The organism is Yeosuana marina, from assembly GCF_011762485.1.
Taxonomy (GTDB): domain Bacteria; phylum Bacteroidota; class Bacteroidia; order Flavobacteriales; family Flavobacteriaceae; genus Yeosuana; species Yeosuana marina.
In genome coordinates this window covers 217,758-239,780 of sequence record NZ_JAAKGI010000027.1, presented here as the reverse complement: position 1 = coordinate 239,780, position 22,023 = coordinate 217,758, and the positions used below count along the sequence as shown (strand labels likewise).

Genomic DNA, 22,023 nt, shown 5'->3' with positions numbered 1-22,023 from the left:
ATTATTTTTTGTAAAACGGTAATTTCACAACGGTTGCAGGAATAGCATTTTTACGAATTTGAATATTTATTTTGCTATTAATTTCAGAAAAAATAGATGACACATAGCCCAAACCAATACCTATACCTAAACTAGGGGACATAGTGCCTGAAGTAACTTGACCAATTTTGTTTCCGTTACCATCAACAATATCATAGCCATGTCTTGGGATACCACGTTGGTCCAATTCAAACGCAATAAGTTTACGAGTAACACCATGCTCTTTTTGAGATTTTAAAGCTTCTGAATTTGTAAAGTCTTTAGTGAATTTTGTAATCCAACCTAAACCAGCTTCAATAGGAGAGGTGTTGTCATCAATATCATTTCCGTAGAGACAATACCCCATTTCTAGACGCAATGTATCGCGAGCTGCTAAACCTATTGGTTTAATACCAAAACCAGCACCAGCTTCAAAAACTTTATCCCAAATTTCCTTAACCTCACTGTTTTTACAATAAATTTCAAAGCCACCACTACCAGTATAACCCGTAGCAGAAATAATCACATGTTCTATACCTGCAAAATCACCTACTATAAAATTATAAAATTTAATATCGGCTAAATCGTGACTAGTTAAAGACTGCATCGCTTCGATGGCTTTTGGCCCTTGAATGGCGAGCAGTGAATAATCATCACTTAAATCGCGCATAGTAGCACCAACACTATTTTTAGACTGAATCCAGTTCCAGTCCTTTTCAATGTTACTAGCATTAACCACTAACAGATACGTTTCTTCTTTTATTTTGTAAATAATTAAATCGTCTACAATACCACCATCATCATTTGGCATACAGCTGTATTGCGCTTTTCCTATGGTTAGTTTAGACGCATCATTACTTGATACTTTCTGAATTAAATCTAAAGCATGTTCACCTTCAACTAAAAATTCTCCCATGTGAGAAACATCAAACACACCAACAGCTTGTCTTACCGTTTCGTGTTCTGCTGTCACGCCTTCATATTGAACAGGCATATTAAATCCGGCAAAAGGGACCATTTTAGCTCCAAGAGCAATATGGGTTTCTGTTAAGGCTGTATTCTTCATAAAAAGGGTTTTTTAGTTGCGCAAATACTTAAAAATTCAAAGAGCAAATGTATTGAAAATTTATAGATTTAATGGATGCTCCCAAAAACTTTGAAGCATACGTTCGTTAAAGTATTCTTAATTCTCAACCATTATATTATGGCATAATGCGTTTTCCCATTTTTATTGTATTTTTCAAAAAAAATAAAACCATTTATGAAAAGAACTATCCAATTATTATGCTTTTTCTTTGTGACGTTTTCAATATTAGCGCAAGACGGTACACCACAAGATTATTTATCATCTGAATTTCATAAGAATAGGAGAGAAGCCCTTCGTGTTAACATGCCTAAAAATACCGTTGCTGTATTTTTTGCGAATCCTGTGCGAAATAGAGCTAACGATGTTGATTTTGTATATCATCAAGACCCAAATTTTTATTATTTAACAGGTTATAAAGAACCGCACTCGGTTTTGGTTATTTTTTCCGATAATCAAACCAATGAAAATGGCGAAACATATAATGAATTGCTATACGTTCAAAAACGAAATGCTGCTGCAGAACAATGGACAGGTAAGCGTCTTGGTGTTGAAGGCGCAAAAAATGAATTAGGTTTTGAAAATGCATTTAACGGAGAGGATTTTATAAACAACGGTATTAATTTTACCAAATTTGATGCTGTAATGTTTGAAGAATTTCAAGATGACTATAGAGATTCTAAACGAAATAAAGCCGATTTATTCGATTTAATAAAAACCTTCAAATCTCAAATAAATTATACCGAAACGACTGTAATTTCAAATACAGACATGGATATTGAATTAAAACAAAACAGTAATGCCATTCAACAGAAAAAAGTTACGATAGACAATTCAACCCTCAGAAAATTAATGGCAGGTTTACGTGAAGTTAAAACAGACGACGAGATGGTTTTACTTAAAAAAGCAGTGCGTATTTCGGCTATGGGACAACGTGAAATTATGAAAGCCATGCATGTTGGTATGTCTGAAGCTGAAATTCAAGGTGTTCATGAATACGTTTATAAAAAATCCGGAAGCGAATACGAAGGATACCCGAGTATCGTTGGAGCTGGACATAATGGATGCGTATTGCATTATATTGAAAACACAAAGGTGAAAGTCGATAACGATTTGGTTTTAATGGATTTAGGAGCAGAATATCATGGTTATACAGCCGATGTAACGAGAACTATTCCTGCCAACGGAACATTTAACACAGAGCAAAAACTAATTTACGATTTGGTTTACGATGCCCAAGAAGCAGGCATTGCTGTGACTCTAGTTGGAAATAATTTACGTTCGCCAGACGCGGCCGCTAGAAAAGTGATAAATGATGGTTTAATAGCCTTGGGAATTGCTAGAGATGAAGCCGACGCAAGACGTTATTTTCCGCACGGAACGTCTCATCATATTGGTTTAGACGTTCACGACACGAATTTAAGAGGCGATTTTCAACCGAATATGGTGATTACAGTAGAGCCAGGTATTTATATTCCTGATGATAGCCCTTGTGATAAAAAATGGTGGGGTATTGCCGTTAGGATTGAAGATGATATTTTAATTACTGAAAACGGTCCAGTTAATTTATCCGCTGAAGCGCCGCGAAAATCTGAAGACATTGAAGCCTTGATGAAAGAAACAAGTCCTTTTGGAAGTTTTAAATTACCCGATTTAGATTAATAATTGCTTGTTGCGTTAAGTTATTGAATAGCGCTTTTTTTACTGAAGTCTAATCCCAAGGCATCACAATAACCTTTATTTGGGAAGCAATTTTCAAATTTACTATTCTCAACATATTCATTGAGTAACGTTTTTATCTCTTGTGGTTTGATGCCGTTAAGACTATCTTTTAACCCTCTGATTTTAGCAAACGTTCTTCTGTCGCTTTCGGCGTATGCGACGAAATTATCATATGAAGCAGGTTTTTCAAAATTCATTGGTCCGCGTGTATTATCCATTTTTTTGTAAGGCCAAAATGTCCAATGGATTTTATGTTCATCTAAAAGAGTTCTAAAATCTTTAACCCAAGCATCATCGTTTTCACCACTTTCACCCATTAATATTGGAACCTTGTATTTCTGTCTAAAATCTAAAAATTGTTGAATTTCACCTTGAACTGGAGGCATCCAATACTTATGAAATGTATAGGCTAAATTTTCATCAAACGGCTCATCGAAAATTGAAAAGTCGGTCTCCCAAACCGCACCACCTAAAAACACAATGTGATTAGAATCTACTTCTCTTATAGCTTTGGTAATGCGTTTATAAAGCGGTTCTAATTCGGGTTTTAAAGGATCTTTATCGAAATAATGCGGAATGGGTTCATTTAATAAATTATATCCAATTACAGTTGTATTGTTGGCATATCGCTGAGCAATTTCTTTCCAAACATCGCAGACTTGTTGTTTCATGCCTTCGTCCACCATTAACCACGGATACCCATCGCTATTATCGATATTATCACCTGTTTGTCCGCCGGGAGCCGCATGCATGTCTAGTAATACGTAAATATTATACTTCTTACACCAATTTATAGCTTTATCTAGATATTGATAGCCATGTATATCTCTTCCTAAAAAATCATCATGAGTCAATAAGCGGTAATCAAAAGGTAAACGGATGATATTTACACCAGATTCAGACAACCATTTTATATCGGCTTCTGTGATATAATTACCAAGAAAGGCGTCCCAAAATTCAGTTGTTGCTGTATTGCCAATTAATTCGCGAATAGCTTGATCTATTTTTCTTGGTGAATTACAATCTTTTAATTTAAACATATAACCTTCAGGAAGTAACCAATTCCCAAGATTTACGCCTTTAAGTTGCAAAACTTCACCCTTTTCTGAATAGATATTTTTACCTTTCACATAAGCAAATTGCTTATCTGAGTTTTGACATGATGTTGCCATCAATATCAATATGAGAAGTATCAAAGATTTTAGTTTCATAACAAAATAGACTGTTTAGATTGTATTCATTAAACGTTTCATTTCTACGTCCATTCCGGAAATTGCGTTTTGTTTAAATCTAAAGTTGAAATCGTTTTCATATCAGATTCATCGAGTTCAAAATCAAAAATCTTTAAATTTTCAATCATATGATCTTTATTAGTCGATCTTGGAATAGCCACTACATTTCTTTGGAAATGCCATCTTAAACAAACCTGAGCAATACTTTTATTGTGCTTTTTACCAATAGCGGCGAGCGTTTCGTTTTCAAAAATACCATTTCTTCCGGCTGCAAAAGGCGACCAAGCTTCCATTTGTGTTTCAGAATTTTTCAAATATGGGTAAGATTCTTTTTCTTGAAAGAAAACGTGTGTTTCTATTTGGTTTATTGCCGGCTGAATTTCAACATATTCCTTCATCTCTTCTAGTTGCTCAGGTGTGAAATTACTAACACCAATTGCTCGAATTTTACCTGCTTTTAAAAGTTCTTCCATAGCTTTCCATGTTCCTTTTACATCTCCTTTCGGACGGTGAATTAAATATAAATCAAGATAGTCAACGCCAATTTTTTCAAGAGTTGCTTTGAATGCATTCTTCGTGCTTTCATAACCCGCAAAATCAACCCAAAGTTTAGACGTTATAAAAAGTTCTTTTCTGTCAATACCACTTCGTTTAATTCCTTCACCAACAAATTGCTCATTTCCGTAAATATAAGCCGTGTCTATAAGTCGAAATCCTACAGAAATCGCATCGGCAACACTTCGTATTCCAATCTCACCTTTTAAAGTGTTTGTACCAAAACCAAGACGCGGCATAAGTACACCATTGTTAAGTTTTACATTTGGAATTGAAACATTCATTTCTGAAGGAGCAAGGGCTGCATAAAGTTTTGAAGTCCCCAAGCCCATAAACATGGTAGCGACAGCAAATTGTCCGCTTTGTTTTAAAAACGTTCTACGTTCAAGTCCCGTACTTTTATTTTTCATAATAGAATAGTTTTTTCAGTTGTATTAAAAAGTTGAAATATTAATAAATAAGAATATTTATGATGTTCTCAGTTTTCAAAGAAAACTATAAACTTTTAATTATTTAAGCAAGGTTGACACCAAACAAATAACCCACAAGAGCTGTTAATCCCATAGCCACAGTACCCCAAAACGTTATTCTAATAACTGCTTTTGTAATACTTGAACCACCTGTTTTGGCAGCTAAAGCACCTAAAAGACTTAGAAAAATAATGGCAAATCCGTAAAGAAAATATTCTAAGCTTTTAACAGGAAAAAATATAACTACTAGCAATGGGAGAACACCACCAAATGTAAAGGCTAGTCCTGAAGCAAATGCAGCTTGTATAGGTTTAGCCTGACTGATTTCGTTAATACCTAGTTCGTCTCTTATATGAGCAGCCAAGGCATCATTTTCGGTGAATTCTTTTGCAACGAGCATGGCAGTTTCTTTCTTTAAACCTCGTTCTTCATAAATTTTAGCTAACATATTTAATTCCAATTCGGGCATTTCCTTTAACTCGACTTTTTCTCGTTCAATATCAGCTTTTTCAACATCAGTTTGAGAACTAACCGATACATATTCACCAGCTGCCATAGATAAGGCACCTGCAACCAAACCTGCTAGCGTCGCTAAAATTATAGGTTCTTGTACATCACTTGCTGCCGCAACACCAATAGCAATACTTGCGGTAGATAAAATACCATCATTAGCACCGAGAACGGCAGCTCTTAGCCAATTGCTTCTGTGAATGTAGTGATTGCCTAAATAATCGTCTGTAGAGTCTTTCATTTTAAATTTTTATTTTTAGTATTTTTTATTTTTAACTTTTAATTTGTTTCTAACCATTATTCCCGAGGTTGTTATTTGTGTTTCAGTCCATCCTCCAAGCGGACTAGCACCAGGTTTTAAAGCAGCCGAAAGTTCATCTTTATCGGCAACAGACCAGTTACACCAAGATATGTTATACTTATCTAAAAAATCCCACCACAAATTCGATTCTACTTCGTCAATTGTACCATCACCAGAAGCTTCTGTTGTTCCGTATTCAGTAACAAAAAGTGGTATATCGTTATTTAAAGCCTGTAATGCAATGTCTCTAAGTTCTTGCTTATGCGTAGCGGCATAATAATGTAAGGTATATGCGATATTCGGATCATTAACTTTATTACTAATAACATCATCCACCTTTTGAGACCAATTTCTAGTACCACAAATAATAATATTATCTGGATCATGTTTTCTTATTTCTGCAATAACCGCCTCTTGATAAGGTTTTAAAACATCTGTCCAAGACACATTTAAGGGCTCGTTATAGGTTTCATAAATAATGTTGGGAATGTTTCCATACTTCGAAGCGATTTCAGAAAAGAAGGTTTTTGCTTCTTCTAAATGATTTTGGCCTTCATGATCATGCCAATCTACAATCACATAAATTCCTTCTGCTGTAGCTGCATCAATAACAGTCTCAATCTTGGCTTTTTCAGCATCTGGATTAGAAAGATAACCATTATAATCAACTGCCATGGCTGCTCGAATAATATTACAATTCCAATCATCCTTTAACCACTTAACCGTTTCTTTAGTGTAATATTTACCCATCCATTGACTCCAAAATAAAGACATGCCTCTTAGCTGAACAACATCTCCATTTTTATCTAAAATTTTATTTCCTGAAATACGTAACTGACCATGTTCTTCGACCGCATTTTTAAACGTTTGGGTTTCATTAGTTATGGTCGTGCCAGGGAAACCATCACCAACTACTGATTGAGTAGTTCTTATATGTATCTTTTCAGGATTATTACAGAACAAAAGCAAAGGAAAAGAGATAATTAAAATAACTGATTTGTACAAAGATGGTTTTTTGAAAATCATGAATTTCGGTATTCGAATTAATAATTTTGAGGCATTAATGGGTCGTATTTCAAATCGCTGAAATTTTATAGAAAGGTAAGAATTTGAATTCTAATTTTGAACGAACTATAAATAAAACTCAAGTTTTTCGGGTAACTAATGCGTAAAGGGAAACCATTGCCCAAACCCCTTCTAAGATAATAAAAGGCCAGTAATTTAATAAAATAGAAGCTAAACAAGCCATACCAGCACCTGTAATATTTAAAATAATAAAGGTTAAGCTTTTGTTAGAAGCTTTGCCTGTAACATTTAAAATGTAAGCAAGTAATATTTGAAAAACACCTAAAAATCCAATCCAGTCCGTAACATTCATTGTAATATGAGTTTAATTTTAAAAAAGCAATAGCATTTGATGATTTGGATTATAATGTGTAGGAGATAATTCAAAATCATGATAACCTACTGCGTTAAATCCAACTTTTTTATAAAAATTGATGGCTTTTTGATTTTCTGTCCATACGAACAACCACATACCTGATTGCTGGTTTTTAATCGCTTCTTGACAGTTCAAATCAAAAAGTGCTAACCCTAACTTTAAACTATGAAAGTCTTCCAAAACATACAAGCGTTCTAATTTGGTGATATTTTTAGATAAAATATTAGAATGTTGACAATTAAAAATGACTTTAGAATATCCGACAGCTTTTTCGTTATAATACAGAATATAAAAGACATTATTTGAATCTTTTAACTCATCTTCGAATGCTTCAATTGAAAATTTCTTAATTACATACGCCTCGATAATTTCGTCCGACGCACTTTTGCCATGTGCTTCAATAAAGGTCGTTTTTCCTAGCTTAGCGAGCAGTTCTTTATCTTTTAAAGTTGCTCTAATAATGGTTGTCATAAATTACAATCCAAAATATTTAAGCTAAAAGGAACGATTTTAATTCATCGTACGTACTAATTTTAAACGATTTTTTATCTTTTCCCATTACAGATTGAATTTGCTCCGGAAGCGGTTGTTTTTCTTTAATAACATCTTCAACAACATCTAAAAACTTAGTAGGATGTGCTGTTTCTAAAAACACACAATGAGAATCAGGATTTTCTTCTAAATACTCTTTGCAACCCAAATACCCGACAGCGCCATGCGGATCTGCAACATACTTGAAATTATTAAAAATTTCTAACATTGCCTCTCTGGTTTCATCATCTGAATAGCTATAAGAAGACAGGTTTTCCCTCAATTCTTCATAATTGTTTTCATAAATTTCTTGAATTCGAATAAAGTTACTTGGCGCTCCTACATCCATAGCATTACTAATGGTTTGCACAGATGGTTTTGGTTCATACAATCTTGATATCAAGTAGCGTGTTACTACATTATTAGCATTATTTGAAGCTATAAAATGATGAATAGGTAAGCCTAATTGTTGCGCCATCATACCAGCGCAAATATTTCCAAAATTTCCGCTAGGTACGGAAAATACAATGTTTTTATGTTGATTATGCAATTGTTTATAAGCAAACATAAAATAGAATAATTGTGGTAACCAACGTGCGACATTAATAGAGTTCGCAGAAGTTAACTGCATTTTACTGGTTAGTTTATCATCTAAAAAGGCGGTTTTAACCATGGCTTGACAATCATCAAACGTTCCATTAACTTCTAACGCTTTTATATTATGACCTAATGTGGTTAATTGTTTTTCTTGAATATCACTTACTTTTCCACTAGGATAGAGAATCACGACATTTACACCTTTAACACCTAAAAACCCGTTTGCAACCGCACCACCAGTATCACCAGAAGTGGCTACCAAAACGGTGACTTCTCGGTCGTTATTTTTATTGAAATATCCTAAACAACGTGCCATAAAGCGTGCGCCAACATCTTTAAATGCCATGGTTGGACCATGAAATAATTCTAAAGTTGAAATGCTCTCGCTTAATTTCACTACCGGAAATTCAAAAGACAAGGTTTCTTCAACAATGGTTTTTAAAATATCTTCAGGAATTTCAGGAGACACAAATTGTTTTATTGCCTCAAAAGCAATCTCTGAATGTGATAAATCATCAATGTTTTCAAAAAAAGATTGTGGTAAAGGCGTGATACTTTCAGGAAAATACAATCCTTTATCGGGCGCTAATCCTTTTATAACCGCATCTTTAAATGATGTGTTTGGTGCTTTTTTGTTTAAACTGTAGTAATTCATTTTTATTATTCTCGCCACCAATTCACAAATGTTTACTTCATTACGAGCGCAATGAAATGTAGCGTGGTAATCTTTTTAATTTTTATTTCTGACTTTATTTTTCAAAAAACGGACTGCCACTTTACGCAAAAATCGTGATTCGCAATGACTATATATTATTAATTATCAATTATTTTAATGCCTTGTTTGTTAATTTTAGAAACATGTATATCGAAATCTAAACTTGTTTTAGAATAAATATCGTTCATTGCTTGTTTTACATTTTTAGCAGTTTCAATACCTTTACTTAAAGTAAAAATTGAAGGTCCAGAGCCCGAAATTCCAGCGCCTAAAGCGCCAGCCTTTAGTGCAGCATCCTTTACTTCTTTAAAATATGGAATTAACTGACTTCGATATGGTTCTACAATAACATCATGAAGTGAACTTTCAATTAAAGGATAATCACTTGTGTGTAATGCATGTATTAAACTTCCAAAATTTGCCCATTGTGCAATGGCGTCACTTAAAGGAATGTTTTGCGGTAAAATAGCCCTAGCTTCAGAGGTTTTAATTTCAATCTGCGGATGAATGATCGTTGCATATAAATCATCTGGACTTGGGATTTCTAATATTTGTAAAGGTGATAAACTTTTTACTATGGTAAAGCCTCCAAACATAGCAGGAGCAAGGTTGTCGGCATGTTCGCATTTGCTAGCAAAGGCTTCACCTTTTATAGCAAATGCTGTTAATTCTGTTTTATTAAAAGGTCTTCCCAGAAGTTCGTTCATACCAAAAACACTTCCGACAGCGCTAGCAGCACTACTGCCAATACCACTTCCTGGTTTTATGTTTTTATAGATTTCAATTTCAAATCCGAAATCTGGCTTAGCAGCTTCATACATGGCTAATGCAGAAACGCCAGCCACATTTAACTCAGCTTCAAAAGGCAAATCGAACCCTTCAATTTTAGTAATGTAAATACCTTTCTTATCGGTTTTTCTGATAATCATTTCATCACCAACACTATCTAAGCAGAAGCCTAAAACATCGAAACCACAAGAAACATTAGCAACTGTAGCGGGTGAAAATAGTTTTATTTCATTCATATTATACAGACAAAAGACAATAGAGAAAAGAAAATAGACAATTTTTAGTGTCTTAGTTCTCTTTTCTATATTCTCTTCTCTTTAAATTAATTATTTCCAACTCTAATAATATCCGCAAATAGCCCCGAAGCCGTTACATCGGCACCAGCGCCCGCGCCTTTTATAATCATGGGCTGTTCTTTATAGCGTTGCGTGTAAAACATCACAATATTGTCTTTTCCTTCTAAATTATAAAAAGGGTGATCGCTCGAAATTTCCTGCAAACTAACGCTTGCTTTTCCATTATTAAATTGGGCTACATATTTCAACTGACATCCTTTTGCTTTCGCGGAAGCATATAAACTTTGATAATGCGCTTCGTCTGAAATTAAGGTTTGATAAAAATCATCAACTGAATCACTTTTCATTCCAGATTCAGATAAAAACGGTGTGTTTTCAATATCTTCTAAATTCATTTCAATACCACTTTCTCTAGCAAGAATTAATATTTTTCTCGCCACATCAACACCACTTAAGTCAATTCTCGGATCTGGTTCTGTGTAACCTTCGGCAGCAGCTTGTTTAACGACATCGTAAAACTTAGTAGTATCATTAAAATTATTAAAAACAAAATTTAAACTACCCGATAAAACCGCATGAATAGAGGTTACTTTATCACCCGAAGTAATTAAATTATTAAGCGTATCTATTATTGGTAATCCGGCACCAACATTGGTTTCAAACAAGTAAGGCGCATTATATTTTAAAGATAAATCTTTTAATAATTTATAATTTTCGAAGTTGCTAGAACATGCAATTTTGTTACATGCCACCACGCCAATACTTTGTCTTAAATATTTTGCATAAAAGTCAGCAACATCGCTATTAGCAGTGACATCTACAAAAATGCTGTTGCGTAAGTTCATCGCCTTTGTACTTTCAAAAAATCCTTCTAAGCTAGCTACTTCGCCTTCATTTAATAGTATTTTCCAGTTTTTTAAATCGATGCCTTCTTCATCAAAAAGCATTTTTCTGGAATTTGATAATCCCACAATGCGTAAGTTAATTTTTAAGTTTTCCTTTAAATATTTGCGTTGTTGCTTAATTTGCTCAACTAATTTTTCTCCAACATTACCAACACCAGTAATAAATACATTGAGCTGTTTTGTTTTAGTTTCAAAAAACTGCTCGTGCAAGGTATTTAGTGCTTTCTTCACATCACTTTCAGCAATCACAGCCGAAATGTTTTTTTCTGAGGCACCTTGTGCAATCGCTCGTATGTTAATATTATTTTTTCCTAAGGAGCTAAACATTTTACCACTTATTCCTTGATGATTTTTCATATTATCACCCACCAAAGCAATAATAGAAAGGTCTTTTTCTATGATTATCGGGTCGATTTTATGCAAAGCAATTTCATTTTCAAAAGCAGTATCAATAGACAATTTGGCAATCTCTGCTTCTTTTTCGTCAATTCCCAAGCAAATAGAATGCTCTGAAGACGCCTGCGTAATCATAATAATATTAATTTTTTCCTGAGATAAAATTTCAAACAAACGTCTAGAAAACCCAGGAATACCGACCATACCGCTTCCTTGTAATGTAAGCAACGCTATATTCGAAATGTTACTAATTCCTTTAACAGCCTGAGTAGAACCTGTTTTATCATTAGAAATAATAGTTCCAACGGCATCTGGCTCTAAGGTATTTTTTATATGAATAGGAATATTGAGATTTAGAACAGGTTGCACAGTTGGCGGATATAAGACTTTGGCACCAAAATGCGATAACTCCATCGCTTCTTGATATGATATTTTTTCAATAGGGTAGGCTTGTTTTACCAATTTTGGATTGGTTGTAAACATACCGCTTACATCGGTCCAAATCTCTAATTGTTCCACTTGCAAAGCAGCAGCCACGATTGCCGCTGTAAAATCAGATCCGCCACGACCTAAGGTTGTTTGCTCGCCCGAAACAGACATCGATACAAAGCCAGGAAGAATAGTGATTTGTTGCGATACTGATTTGAAATACCCTTTGATATTGGCATTCGTAGTAGCATAATTAACTTCAGCTTTTGTGAAATTAGAGTTAGTAATCATCAACTCTTGAGAATTTTTACAATCTGCCGATAATCCTCGATTTTTCATGGTTTCAGCAATAATAAACGATGACAATAACTCACCAAAACTCACTAATTTATCCGATGTTTTTGGAGATAGTTCATTGATTAAATAAATGCCATCTAACAAACTTTTAAGCTCACTTAATTTAGAATCTACATAATCAATTATAGCTGCACTTTTATCAGGATTTAATTCATTTATAATATTGAAATGAATCTTTTTAATGGTGTTAAATGCATCTTCATACCCAATATCTTTATTTTTTGCCTGATTTCCTGCTAAAAGTAATTTATCTGTAATGCCGCCAACCGCAGAAACAACGCAGACTACAGTATCTTTTTTAGAATAATTTTCTAAAATATTAATGACGTTATTTATATTTTTTGAAGAACCTACCGAAGTTCCTCCAAATTTTAAAACTTTCATGTGTTTAGATTTAAAGTTTTCAATTCCGACATATAACATCTATTTATAGTGTGTTGATGTTTCATGTTTTAATGAATTGATAATCGAAAAAATAATTAGTTTTTTTGTAATTATTAAAATTACAAAGATAGCCTGAAGAATATATAATTAGCAACCCCAAAGGGTCGTAGTAATTGTAGTTGTACCAAAAACAGAAGCGTTCCCTTTTGAAAAAAAAGAAATAACAGACGCTGTATTTTGGTTTAAAAGATTCATTGAGTCAACAATAATATAACTCAAATGTATTACTTTTAAGCTTATAAAAAAACAAAACTTTTCTTTTTACAGTATTCTTATTTACTACCATTTTTCGTTAAAAGAAAATGACAAAAGCAATTAAGAAATGAAAAATCAATAATCGATTAAATGAAGATATTTTCTAAAGAACAAATTTACGAAGGTGATAAAATAACTACAGAACGTCAGAACATAAGTTCAACAGATTTGATGGAACGTGCTGGTGAACAAATTTTTAATTGGATGCATTTACGAATGCAAGGCGCTCAGGTACCCATTCATGTGTTTTGTGGTATTGGAAATAATGGAGGTGATGGACTTGTTTTAGCTAGACATTTAATTTTAGAAGGCTACAACGTACAAACTTATATTGTTAGTTATAGTGATAAGCGTTCTAAAGACTTTTTAATTAATTATGACAGAATTAAAACGGTTTCAAATGATTGGCCTGTTCTTTTAAAATCTTCAGATGACTTTCCATACCTAAAGCAAGACGACATTATCGTTGACGCTGTTTTTGGTATTGGTTTAAATAGGCCAGTTATAGATTGGGTCCAGGAGCTATTTAAACATTTCAAAGCTTCAAAAGCATTCACTTTGTCAATAGATATTCCTTCAGGCTTGTATCTTGATAAAGCCCCTGAACATGAGAATGCTATTGTATGGTCTTCATACACTCTAAGTTTCACCTCCCCAAAACTAGTATTATTGTTGCCTGAAACAGCAAAATTCTCAGTTCAATGGGAAGTGTTGGATATAGGATTAGATTCTGAATTTTTACTTCAAACAAAAACAGATATAAATGTTATAGGAAAATTAGAGGTCTTGCCAATGTATCAAACAAGAGAGCAATTTGCTCATAAAGGGCATTTTGGACATAGTTTAGTTATTGGTGGAAGTTATGGCAAAATTGGAGCTGTTATTTTAGCTAGCAGGGCGTCTTTATGTGTTGGGTCTGGTTTGGTAACCGCTTACACTCCAAAATGTGGTTATATACCTTTGCAAACATCATTTCCAGAGGCTATGGTAATTACAGATAGTAGTGAAGAATTTATATCGGACATTAAATTTGATATAAAACCTACAGTTATAGCGTTTGGAATAGGAGTAGGGACACATCCAAAAACTATTTCTGCTTTTGAAAATTTTTTAAAAACAAACAAGACACCATTAGTCATAGATGCTGATGGAATTAATATTCTTTCAAAAAATGAAGCATTACTAAAATTGTTGCCAAAGCAAACAGTATTGACTCCACATCCAAAAGAGTTAGAACGCTTGGTGGGTAAATGGAATGATGATTTTGATAAAATAGAAAAAGTTAAAGTCTTTTCTAAAAAACACAATGTTATTGTTGTTATTAAAGGAGCTTACACTATAACCATTTATGATGATATTCTTTATATCAATTCAACAGGAAATCCAGGTTTAGCTACTGCTGGCAGCGGAGATGCGTTAACAGGAATTGTAACAGGTTTAATTGCACAAGGATATGATGCCTTAACAGCTACAATTTTTGGAGTGTATTTGCATGGAAAGTCTGCCGATATAGCAGTAGAAGATTATGGTTATCAAAGTTTAATAGCTAGTCATGTTATAGAGTATTTAGGTGCTGCTTATTTAGATTTATTTAAACAACCAGAACCAGTAGTTGAAGTTGAACCTGACAAAAATGAATAAAAAAAAGCTGCCGAGGGCAGCTTTCTTATAATTATTTGATAGTTTAAATATTTAAACTATCAAATAATTCTATAAGTTTTAAACTAGATGGTCTTGGAGCATCAGCGTTTACGATGTTGCCATCAGGATCAATTAATAAAAATCTAGGAATTCCGTTAATTTTATAATCTCTAACAAACTCTGATTTCCATCCTTCAGGAGCAAATAATTGTATCCCAGCTAACTCTTTATCTTTTACCATCGCTTTCCAGTCTTCTCTGGCTTTATTCCAAGAACCACCGTGTGTTCTATCATCATCAATAGAAATACTAACAAACTGGATATTTTTACCATGATAGGTTGCTTCAACTTTTTTCAACGAAGGAATTTCCGCTTTGCACGGTCCGCACCAGGTAGCCCAAACATCAACATAAACATATTTTCCAGCTAAGTCTTTAAGAGATGTTGTAGTACCATCAATATTTTCATAATTTTCAAAAACAGGAGAGGGGTCGCCCTTTGCCAATTCTTTTCTTAAAGTTATTGCTTCAGAAAAATATTTTTTGTACATATTTAACATCGGATCTAAACTGCTATTAGATCTATTTGTCAAAAATGTATCGATATCTTTTTTACTGTTATAAAACTCACTAAGTTGACTTTTAATAGATTCCATTTCTTCATTTAAACCTTCTAAATCGAGACTGGCAAGCTTATCTTGGTCTAATAATTTTTCTTCTAATAATGCTTTTTCCGCTAAGAAATTACTATTTTCAGAACCTTCTCCTGTAAACTTAATGGATTCATCAAACTTTTCTGTGTCTAAAGAAAGATTAATATCATATCCATTTTTAAGGAATACATTGGTTGATTCATTGCCATCAAAAAGATTATAAACTCCTGTTTCAACTTTTAAAGTATCTTTAAAAGTACCATCTGCATTTACAGGAATAGTTTTTGAAAACGTGCGGCTTCTCAAAACGAGAGAGTCACTATTTTTGTTAGTGATTTTTCCTGAAATTGACACATAATCTCTAGTTTCTTTTTTGCAGGCCATTAGTGCTAATGCACTTAGTAGAATTATTGTTTTTTTCATCATAAAATTTTAGTGCTGTAATGTAGAAAAATTAAATTTTTTAGGTGAATGTTTTAAGAATTATTAACATTTATAAATGTTTCACAGTAGTTGTTACTGACATATTTTTTAATTAGAGTTCATAAACCAATTCTGAATAATCAAGTGTTTTAGCAATAATTTTTAAGTTTAACAATTGATTTTGGATATCCAGAATTGTTTGTTTATCTATAATAGTTTGAGACCATTCTGTAATTTGTAACCAATCTTTAACATCTTCAATATTTTGTTCATATCGGTTTGCAATGGTTCTATCAATACTAGGAATCTCCTTGAATTCTGAAGTCGTATTATTTACAATATTTAAAATAGACTTAACATCCTCTTCGTTACTTTCAAGAAACTCTTCTCTTACAGCGATTACAAAGCAAGGCCAAGGTGTTGGACAATTTCCTATTCGTCTAAAAATTTCATTATCTACTAAAGGTTTTGTGGTGAATTTTTCCCACATAAAATAATCAGCAGTGCCATTGGTTAAGCCTTTAATAGCTCCATCTAAATCTTTAATAACCTCAAATTGAAGGTCTTTTTCTAAATTCCAGTTATTATTTTTGGCATTAATGTAGGCCATTAAATGCGAGCCAGATCCATATCTACTAATAGCAGCTTTAGAGCCTTTCAAGTCGTTAATAGTTTTATATGCAGAATCATGAGAGACGTGAATACCCCAAACCAAAGGAGATTGCACAAAAGTTTGAACAATCTTGCTTTTATTTCCTTCTATAATATCTTTAATGATACCTTCTGTAAGAATAACAGCAATATCAATATCCTTGTTACGAAGTGCTTTGCACATATCGCCTGTGCCTCCAGGATAATCATGCCACCGCAAATTAATTCCTTTGTTTTTGTACTCACCATTTTTGAGAGTTAAATACCAAGCCAAATTAAAGTGTTCTGGCACACCTCCTATATTGATTTTTTTCATGAAGTATTTTCTTAGATCCTTTCTAAGGCGTATGTAATAAGATTTTCGACTGCTAAACCAGGATTTTTACTAAATGTTCCGTTAGCTCTGTTAGCAATAATAGCATTTAGAGATAGCGCTTTATGGCCTAATAATTTTGAAAGTCCATAGATAACAGAGGTTTCCATTTCAAGGTTAGTAACCCGAAATCCTTTAAAGTTAAACGTATCGATTTTATGATTTAATTCAGGATCTTGCAAAGGTAATCGTAATACACGTCCTTGTGGACCATAAAAGCCGCCAGCCGTTGCTGTCATCCCTTTAAAAACAGAATCACTGTAAAACTTTTTTTCTAAGTCACTGCTATTTTCAATAATAAGCGGTCTCCCTTTATCTGAATTCCAGTTTGTGTGTTTAACAAAAGCATTTTCAATATCCGGATTAGAAACTGGATTTATTTGATAGGCGTGCAACATAGCATTTAAATCAAGACCATGTGTACTCATTACAAAGGCATCTACAGGGATATCGGTTTGTAACGAACCTGACGTACCAATTCTTAATATATTTAAACTGGTTAGGGTTTTCTTAGGCTGTCTAGTGTTTAAATCTATATTGACTAAAGCATCTAATTCATTAAGAACAATATCTATATTATCGGGGCCTATGCCTGTTGATATAACTGTTATTCTTTTCCCTTTATAAGTTCCTGTTTGAGATTTGAATTCTCGTTTTTGAATTTTAAATTCTATGCTATCAAAATGTTTAGTTATTTTTTCAACGCGATCTTGGTCGCCAACAAATATGACGTTTTCAGCAATATTTTCAGGTTTTAAATTCAAATGATAAATACTACCATTTGGATTTAAAATAAGTTCTGATTCTTTAATTATCATTTAATATAGTTTTTACAAGTTTATTTTGTTTTTTGTTGAATTGAAAATCATGGATACTAATACCACCAAAAAACATATCATTATTGATTTTAGTAGAAAAATTATGTTGTCCAAGTAAGGCTTCATAACCCTCTCTATTTAGAGATAAACTGTCATTCTCCTCAGAAATAAAAATACTTAGCATTTTAATAATTCTTGAAAACTGAAGATCTCCATAACCGTAGTAGCCTTGATAATTTAGGGCATAACCTAAAAGTTGATTTTTAGATTTTATATCCATATCTCTAACCATTTCCAATATGTTAGTTTCTAAAACATTAAGTCCTGTTACAGAGTCTGGAAAACGCTCTAAATGCGCTTTTAAACAATTGGTTAGGTATATGAAATTTGAACTTTTTACAATGTAAGGTCTTAAAAGATTGTGATCTTTGCCGCAATAAATATCCCAAATTGATAGTGCTAAATCGATATCTTCTGATGTCAGTTTTACTTTGTTGTTAAAATGCTTTTTAAGTTGGCTTTGAGAAAGTTCAGAGAGTCCCTTTAAAGTCTTTTCACCTTCAATTCTGCCACTGCAAACAAGAAAGAGGGGCAAATTAATTTTTTTTTGATGCAATAAGTTAATAACACCAATCATGTTCATATGACAAAACAAGTCATATTCAAACCAAAGAATAATTTCTGAATAGTTTTCAGGATGATTCAATAAATCAAATTCTTCTTTAATTTCTTCTATGTTTAAATCGATATCATAAAAAGAATTAAAAAAAGAGGTTCGTAGTTTTAGAAATTCATCAGAATTTATGTTAGCAATAGTAGGTCCTTCGCATAGCATTTCTTCCCATGTAAGTATGTCTCCGCTAAATTCTAAATCTTTTAGAATAGAAGTTAAACTACTGCCGTTGGTAATATGTAGGGTTTTTTTAGACATAAATTAACCTCCAACACGCTTTACACTAAACCCTTTATCTTTTAATAGTTGCATTATTTTATCTCGGTAATCACCTTGAATAATAATTTTGTCGTCTTTAAAACTACCACCAACACTTAAAGTCGTTTTTATGTCTTTGGCTAGTATTTTAAAATCTTCATTGGCGCCTGTGTAGCCTTCAATAATAGTAATAGGCTTACCTTTTCGCTTTTCGTATTTACAAATTAAAGGATCGTCTTGCATCCAGATTTTTGAGGATTCGCTTGCCTCTTCATCAGTAGTTTCTTCTATATGGTCGGGAAACAGGTTTTTTAACTGGTCTTGTAAATCCATTTAAAATTATTTTTTGATAAGTCCTAATTCTATTAAGCGTTCGGTTAAAAACTCTCCAGCAGTAATATCATCAAATGCTTTTGGGTTGTTTTTATCAATACACCCTTCTAAAACGTCTAATTTCATATCACTAATGGGATGCATAAAAAACGGAATGGAATACCGTGATGTTCCCCAGAGTTCTTTAGGCGGATTTATAACACGATGAATGGTAGATTTTAATTTATTGTTAGTATGCCTAGACAACATATCGCCAACATTAATCATGAGTTCATCGGGTTCAGCAATCGCATCAAGCCATTCGCCTTTATGGTTTTGCACTTGTAAACCACGACCTTGAGCACCCATTAAAAGGGTTATTAAATTAATATCTCCATGGGCAGCAGCACGAACAGCTTCTTTGGGTTCTTGGGTAATAGGAGGATAGTGAATAGGTCTTAATATGGAGTTTCCATTATGGATGTAATCATCAAAATAGGTTTCTTCTAATTTTAAATGTAACGCCAAGGCACGTAATACGTATTTGGCAGTTTTTTCAAGCATTTTATAGGCTTCTTTACCAACAACATTAAATTGAGGTAATTCTTCTACTTCAACATTTTTTGGATATTCAGCTTCAAGTTTTGGGTTGTTCTCAACGTATTGTCCGAAATGCCAAAACTCTTTTAAATCACCTTCTTTTTTACCTTTCGCACTTTCTTTACCGAATGAGACATAGCCTCTTTGCCCACCAATTCCAGGTATTTCGTATTTCTGTTTTGTCTCTAAAGGTAAATCGAAAAAATTTTTGACTTCTGAATATAAGTTTTCAACTAATGCGTCATCTAAAAAATGCCCTTTTAAAGCTACAAAACCTATGTCTTCGTAAGCTTTCCCTATTTCTTTTACAAACTGCTGTTTTTTAACGGGATCGTTAGAAATAAAATCGCTTAAATTAACACTAGGAATCACGTTCATGAGTATATTTTTTTAATAGTATAGATACAAATGTACAAAAACATTACAATGTTTAATCATTGTATTTATCTTAACTTTTCACTTCAAATAATCTATTTGTACTATATTTGATACTGTTTGAAAATCCATTATATGAGTGCATCAACATCATTAGAGAATATAGACTACAACAATGAAGGAATTGATAATGAAACGCTATTATCACTATACAAAAACCTTTTAAAACCTAGGCTAATAGAAGAGAAAATGCTTATTTTATTACGTCAAGGAAAAATAAGCAAGTGGTTTTCAGGAATTGGTCAAGAAGCCATAGCTGTTGGTGTTACGATGGCTTTAGAAAAGAGCGATTATATTTTACCCATGCATAGAAATCTTGGTGTTTTTACATCACGAGAAATTCCTTTAAACCGTTTGTTTGCGCAATGGCAAGGAAAGTCTAGTGGCTTTACCAAAGGACGAGATAGAAGTTTTCATTTTGGCACACAAGATTACAAGATTGTTGGAATGATTTCTCATTTGGGGCCACAATTAGGAGTCGCCGACGGGATTGCTTTAGCTTCAAAATTAAAAAACAAAAATCAAGTAACGACTGTATTTACTGGTGAAGGAGGTACAAGTGAAGGCGATTTTCATGAGGCTTTAAATGTTGCTTCTGTTTGGCAATTACCAGTAATTTTTTGTGTTGAAAATAACGGGTATGGATTATCAACTCCAACATCCGAGCAGTACAACTGTGAGCACATAGCAGATAGAGCTAAGGGTTATGGAATGGAATCTTATATTGTTGATGGAAATAATATCCTTGAAGTATATTCTAAAATTAGAGAGATTACAGATAGTATTAGAAAAAATCCGCATCCTGTTTTAGTGGAATTTAAAACATTTAGGATGCATGGGCACGAAGAAGCAAGTGGAACTAAATATGTGCCTACTGACTTATTTGATTTTTGGGCTAAAAAAGATCCGGTTGAAAATTATCAATTTTACTTAAAAGAAAACGGACTTTTAACAGAAGAAATGGAAGTGACCATGAAAGCAGATATTGTTCATGAATTAAACGAAAATCTTCAAATTTCTTTTTCTGAAGAACAGATTATACCGAATAAAACTACTGAATTAAATGATGTGTACAAATCATTTGAATATCAAGAAGTTAAAGAAAATGAAGAAAAAAAAGAAGTGCGTTTTATTGATGCTATTTCTGAAGGTTTAAGACAAAGTATGGAGCGCCATGATGATTTGATTATTATGGGGCAAGACATAGCAGAATACGGAGGTGCATTTAAAATAACCGATGGGTTTTTAGAACAATTCGGAAAAGAACGCATTCGAAATACACCCATTTGTGAATCTGCTATCGTTGAAGTTGGGATGGGGCTGTCTATAGCAGGAATGAAGAGTGTAGTTGAAATGCAATTTGGAGATTTTGTGTCCTCAGGATTTAACCCCATTGTAAATTATTTAGCAAAATCTTATTACAGATGGGGACAACAGGCCGATGTAGTTATAAGAATGCCTTGCGGGGGTGGCGTGGCGGCTGGTCCGTTTCATTCGCAAACCAACGAAGCTTGGTTTACAAAGACACCGGGTTTAAAAGTGGTTTATCCCGCATTTCCTTATGATGCAAAAGGATTACTAACTACTGCAATTAACGACCCAAATCCAGTATTATTTTTTGAGCATAAAGCACTTTATAGAAATATTCGTCAAGAGGTTCCAACCAATTATTACACATTACCCTTAGGAAAAGCTGCCTTGCTAAGAGAGGGAAATGATGTGACTATAATTAGTTTTGGAGCAGCAGTGCATTGGGCTTTAGAAACCTTAGATGCTAATCAAGATATTAAAGCTGATGTTATTGATTTAAGAACATTGCAACCTCTGGATACAGAAACTATTTTTGTCTCTGTTAGAAAAACTGGAAGAGCCATTACACTTCAAGAAGATTCGTTATTTGGAGGTATAGCAAGTGACATTTCGGCACTTATTATGGAACATTGTTTTGAGTATCTTGATGCGCCCGTAAAACGTGTGGCAAGTTTGGAAACGCCTATTCCATTTATAAAACAGTTAGAAGACCAATATCTACCCAAAAATAGATTTGAAACAGAGCTGAAAAACTTATTAAGTTATTAGTTAACTAACTATTAATTAGTGTTTTAAACTGAAATTTTGTCAGTTTCCTATGAAATAATTT

19 protein-coding genes are annotated in these 22,023 nt (G+C 33.3%); 3 read left to right on the top strand and 16 right to left on the bottom strand.

Translation table 11 applies throughout. The features are described 5' to 3' along the window. Position 1 precedes the first annotated feature (1 nt). Positions 2-1,084, bottom strand: a complete 1,083-nt coding sequence (gene gcvT / locus G5V56_RS15405) for a glycine cleavage system aminomethyltransferase GcvT (protein WP_166966701.1) — start codon at positions 1,082-1,084, stop codon at positions 2-4. A gap of 195 nt (positions 1,085-1,279) precedes the next feature. Between gcvT and G5V56_RS15400 the strand changes: the two genes are divergently transcribed. Next, positions 1,280-2,764, top strand: coding sequence for an aminopeptidase P N-terminal domain-containing protein (locus G5V56_RS15400; protein ID WP_166966700.1), 1,485 nt, complete (start codon positions 1,280-1,282; stop codon positions 2,762-2,764). A gap of 20 nt (positions 2,765-2,784) precedes the next feature. On the opposite strand, the gene G5V56_RS15395 is transcribed toward G5V56_RS15400, so the two are convergent. From G5V56_RS15395 to thrA, 9 genes are all read right to left on the bottom strand, one after another. Continuing rightward, positions 2,785-4,035: a glycoside hydrolase family 5 protein gene (locus tag G5V56_RS15395; protein ID WP_166966699.1), complete on the bottom strand. Its 1,251-nt coding sequence runs from the start codon at positions 4,033-4,035 to the stop codon at positions 2,785-2,787. 44 nt (positions 4,036-4,079) lie between these two features. Continuing rightward, positions 4,080-5,021, bottom strand: coding sequence for an aldo/keto reductase (locus G5V56_RS15390; RefSeq protein ID WP_317166440.1), 942 nt, complete (start codon positions 5,019-5,021; stop codon positions 4,080-4,082). Positions 5,022-5,124: 103 nt separating this feature from the next. Beyond that, complete coding sequence (locus G5V56_RS15385; protein WP_166966698.1) at positions 5,125-5,832, bottom strand: VIT1/CCC1 transporter family protein; 708 nt, start codon at positions 5,830-5,832, stop codon at positions 5,125-5,127. Between the two features lie 15 nt (positions 5,833-5,847). Next, complete coding sequence (locus G5V56_RS15380; protein WP_166966697.1) at positions 5,848-6,918, bottom strand: glycoside hydrolase family 5 protein; 1,071 nt, start codon at positions 6,916-6,918, stop codon at positions 5,848-5,850. Positions 6,919-7,036: 118 nt separating this feature from the next. Next, complete coding sequence (locus G5V56_RS15375; protein WP_166966696.1) at positions 7,037-7,270, bottom strand: CBU_0592 family membrane protein; 234 nt, start codon at positions 7,268-7,270, stop codon at positions 7,037-7,039. Between the two features lie 18 nt (positions 7,271-7,288). After that, the gene (locus G5V56_RS15370) at positions 7,289-7,804 is read right to left on the bottom strand and encodes a GNAT family N-acetyltransferase (RefSeq protein WP_166966695.1); all 516 of its coding nucleotides are present in this window, start codon (positions 7,802-7,804) and stop codon (positions 7,289-7,291) included. A 19-nt stretch (positions 7,805-7,823) separates the two neighbouring features. Continuing rightward, complete coding sequence (gene thrC, locus G5V56_RS15365) at positions 7,824-9,116, bottom strand: threonine synthase (RefSeq protein WP_166966694.1); 1,293 nt, start codon at positions 9,114-9,116, stop codon at positions 7,824-7,826. Between the two features lie 158 nt (positions 9,117-9,274). Further along, positions 9,275-10,201: a homoserine kinase gene (locus G5V56_RS15360; protein WP_166966693.1), complete on the bottom strand. Its 927-nt coding sequence runs from the start codon at positions 10,199-10,201 to the stop codon at positions 9,275-9,277. An 86-nt stretch (positions 10,202-10,287) separates the two neighbouring features. Next, the gene (gene thrA / locus G5V56_RS15355; protein ID WP_166966692.1) at positions 10,288-12,732 is read right to left on the bottom strand and encodes a bifunctional aspartate kinase/homoserine dehydrogenase I; all 2,445 of its coding nucleotides are present in this window, start codon (positions 12,730-12,732) and stop codon (positions 10,288-10,290) included. A 405-nt stretch (positions 12,733-13,137) separates the two neighbouring features. Here thrA and G5V56_RS15350 point away from each other — a divergent pair, with 405 nt between their 5' ends. Continuing rightward, positions 13,138-14,688 carry an NAD(P)H-hydrate dehydratase gene (locus G5V56_RS15350; RefSeq protein WP_166966690.1) on the top strand — a complete coding sequence of 517 codons (1,551 nt, stop codon included), beginning with the start codon at positions 13,138-13,140 and terminating at the stop codon, positions 14,686-14,688. Between the two features lie 43 nt (positions 14,689-14,731). Here the strand turns inward: G5V56_RS15350 and G5V56_RS15345 are convergent, their stop codons facing one another. From G5V56_RS15345 to G5V56_RS15320, 6 genes are all read right to left on the bottom strand, one after another. After that, positions 14,732-15,763: a TlpA family protein disulfide reductase gene (locus tag G5V56_RS15345; protein ID WP_166966688.1), complete on the bottom strand. Its 1,032-nt coding sequence runs from the start codon at positions 15,761-15,763 to the stop codon at positions 14,732-14,734. A 112-nt stretch (positions 15,764-15,875) separates the two neighbouring features. Continuing rightward, positions 15,876-16,730: a substrate-binding domain-containing protein gene (locus G5V56_RS15340; protein ID WP_166966686.1), complete on the bottom strand. Its 855-nt coding sequence runs from the start codon at positions 16,728-16,730 to the stop codon at positions 15,876-15,878. 11 nt (positions 16,731-16,741) lie between these two features. Next, on the bottom strand, positions 16,742-17,605 hold the full coding sequence (locus G5V56_RS15335) for a nucleoside phosphorylase (protein WP_166966684.1): 864 nt from the start codon (positions 17,603-17,605) through the stop codon (positions 16,742-16,744). Continuing rightward, positions 17,595-18,536 carry a DUF1835 domain-containing protein gene (locus G5V56_RS15330; RefSeq protein WP_166966682.1) on the bottom strand — a complete coding sequence of 314 codons (942 nt, stop codon included), beginning with the start codon at positions 18,534-18,536 and terminating at the stop codon, positions 17,595-17,597. The genes G5V56_RS15335 and G5V56_RS15330 overlap by 11 nt, the downstream gene beginning before the upstream one ends. A gap of 3 nt (positions 18,537-18,539) precedes the next feature. Further along, a complete protein-coding gene (locus G5V56_RS15325; protein WP_166966681.1) occupies positions 18,540-18,869 on the bottom strand; it encodes a translation initiation factor in 330 nt (109 codons plus the stop codon). 6 nt (positions 18,870-18,875) lie between these two features. Further along, positions 18,876-19,826 (bottom strand): isopenicillin N synthase family dioxygenase, encoded by a 951-nt coding sequence (locus G5V56_RS15320; protein WP_166966679.1) that lies wholly within the window; start codon positions 19,824-19,826, stop codon positions 18,876-18,878. Between the two features lie 132 nt (positions 19,827-19,958). Here G5V56_RS15320 and G5V56_RS15315 point away from each other — a divergent pair, with 132 nt between their 5' ends. Next, positions 19,959-21,962 (top strand): alpha-ketoacid dehydrogenase subunit alpha/beta, encoded by a 2,004-nt coding sequence (locus tag G5V56_RS15315; protein WP_166966677.1) that lies wholly within the window; start codon positions 19,959-19,961, stop codon positions 21,960-21,962. Positions 21,963-22,023 lie beyond the last annotated feature (61 nt).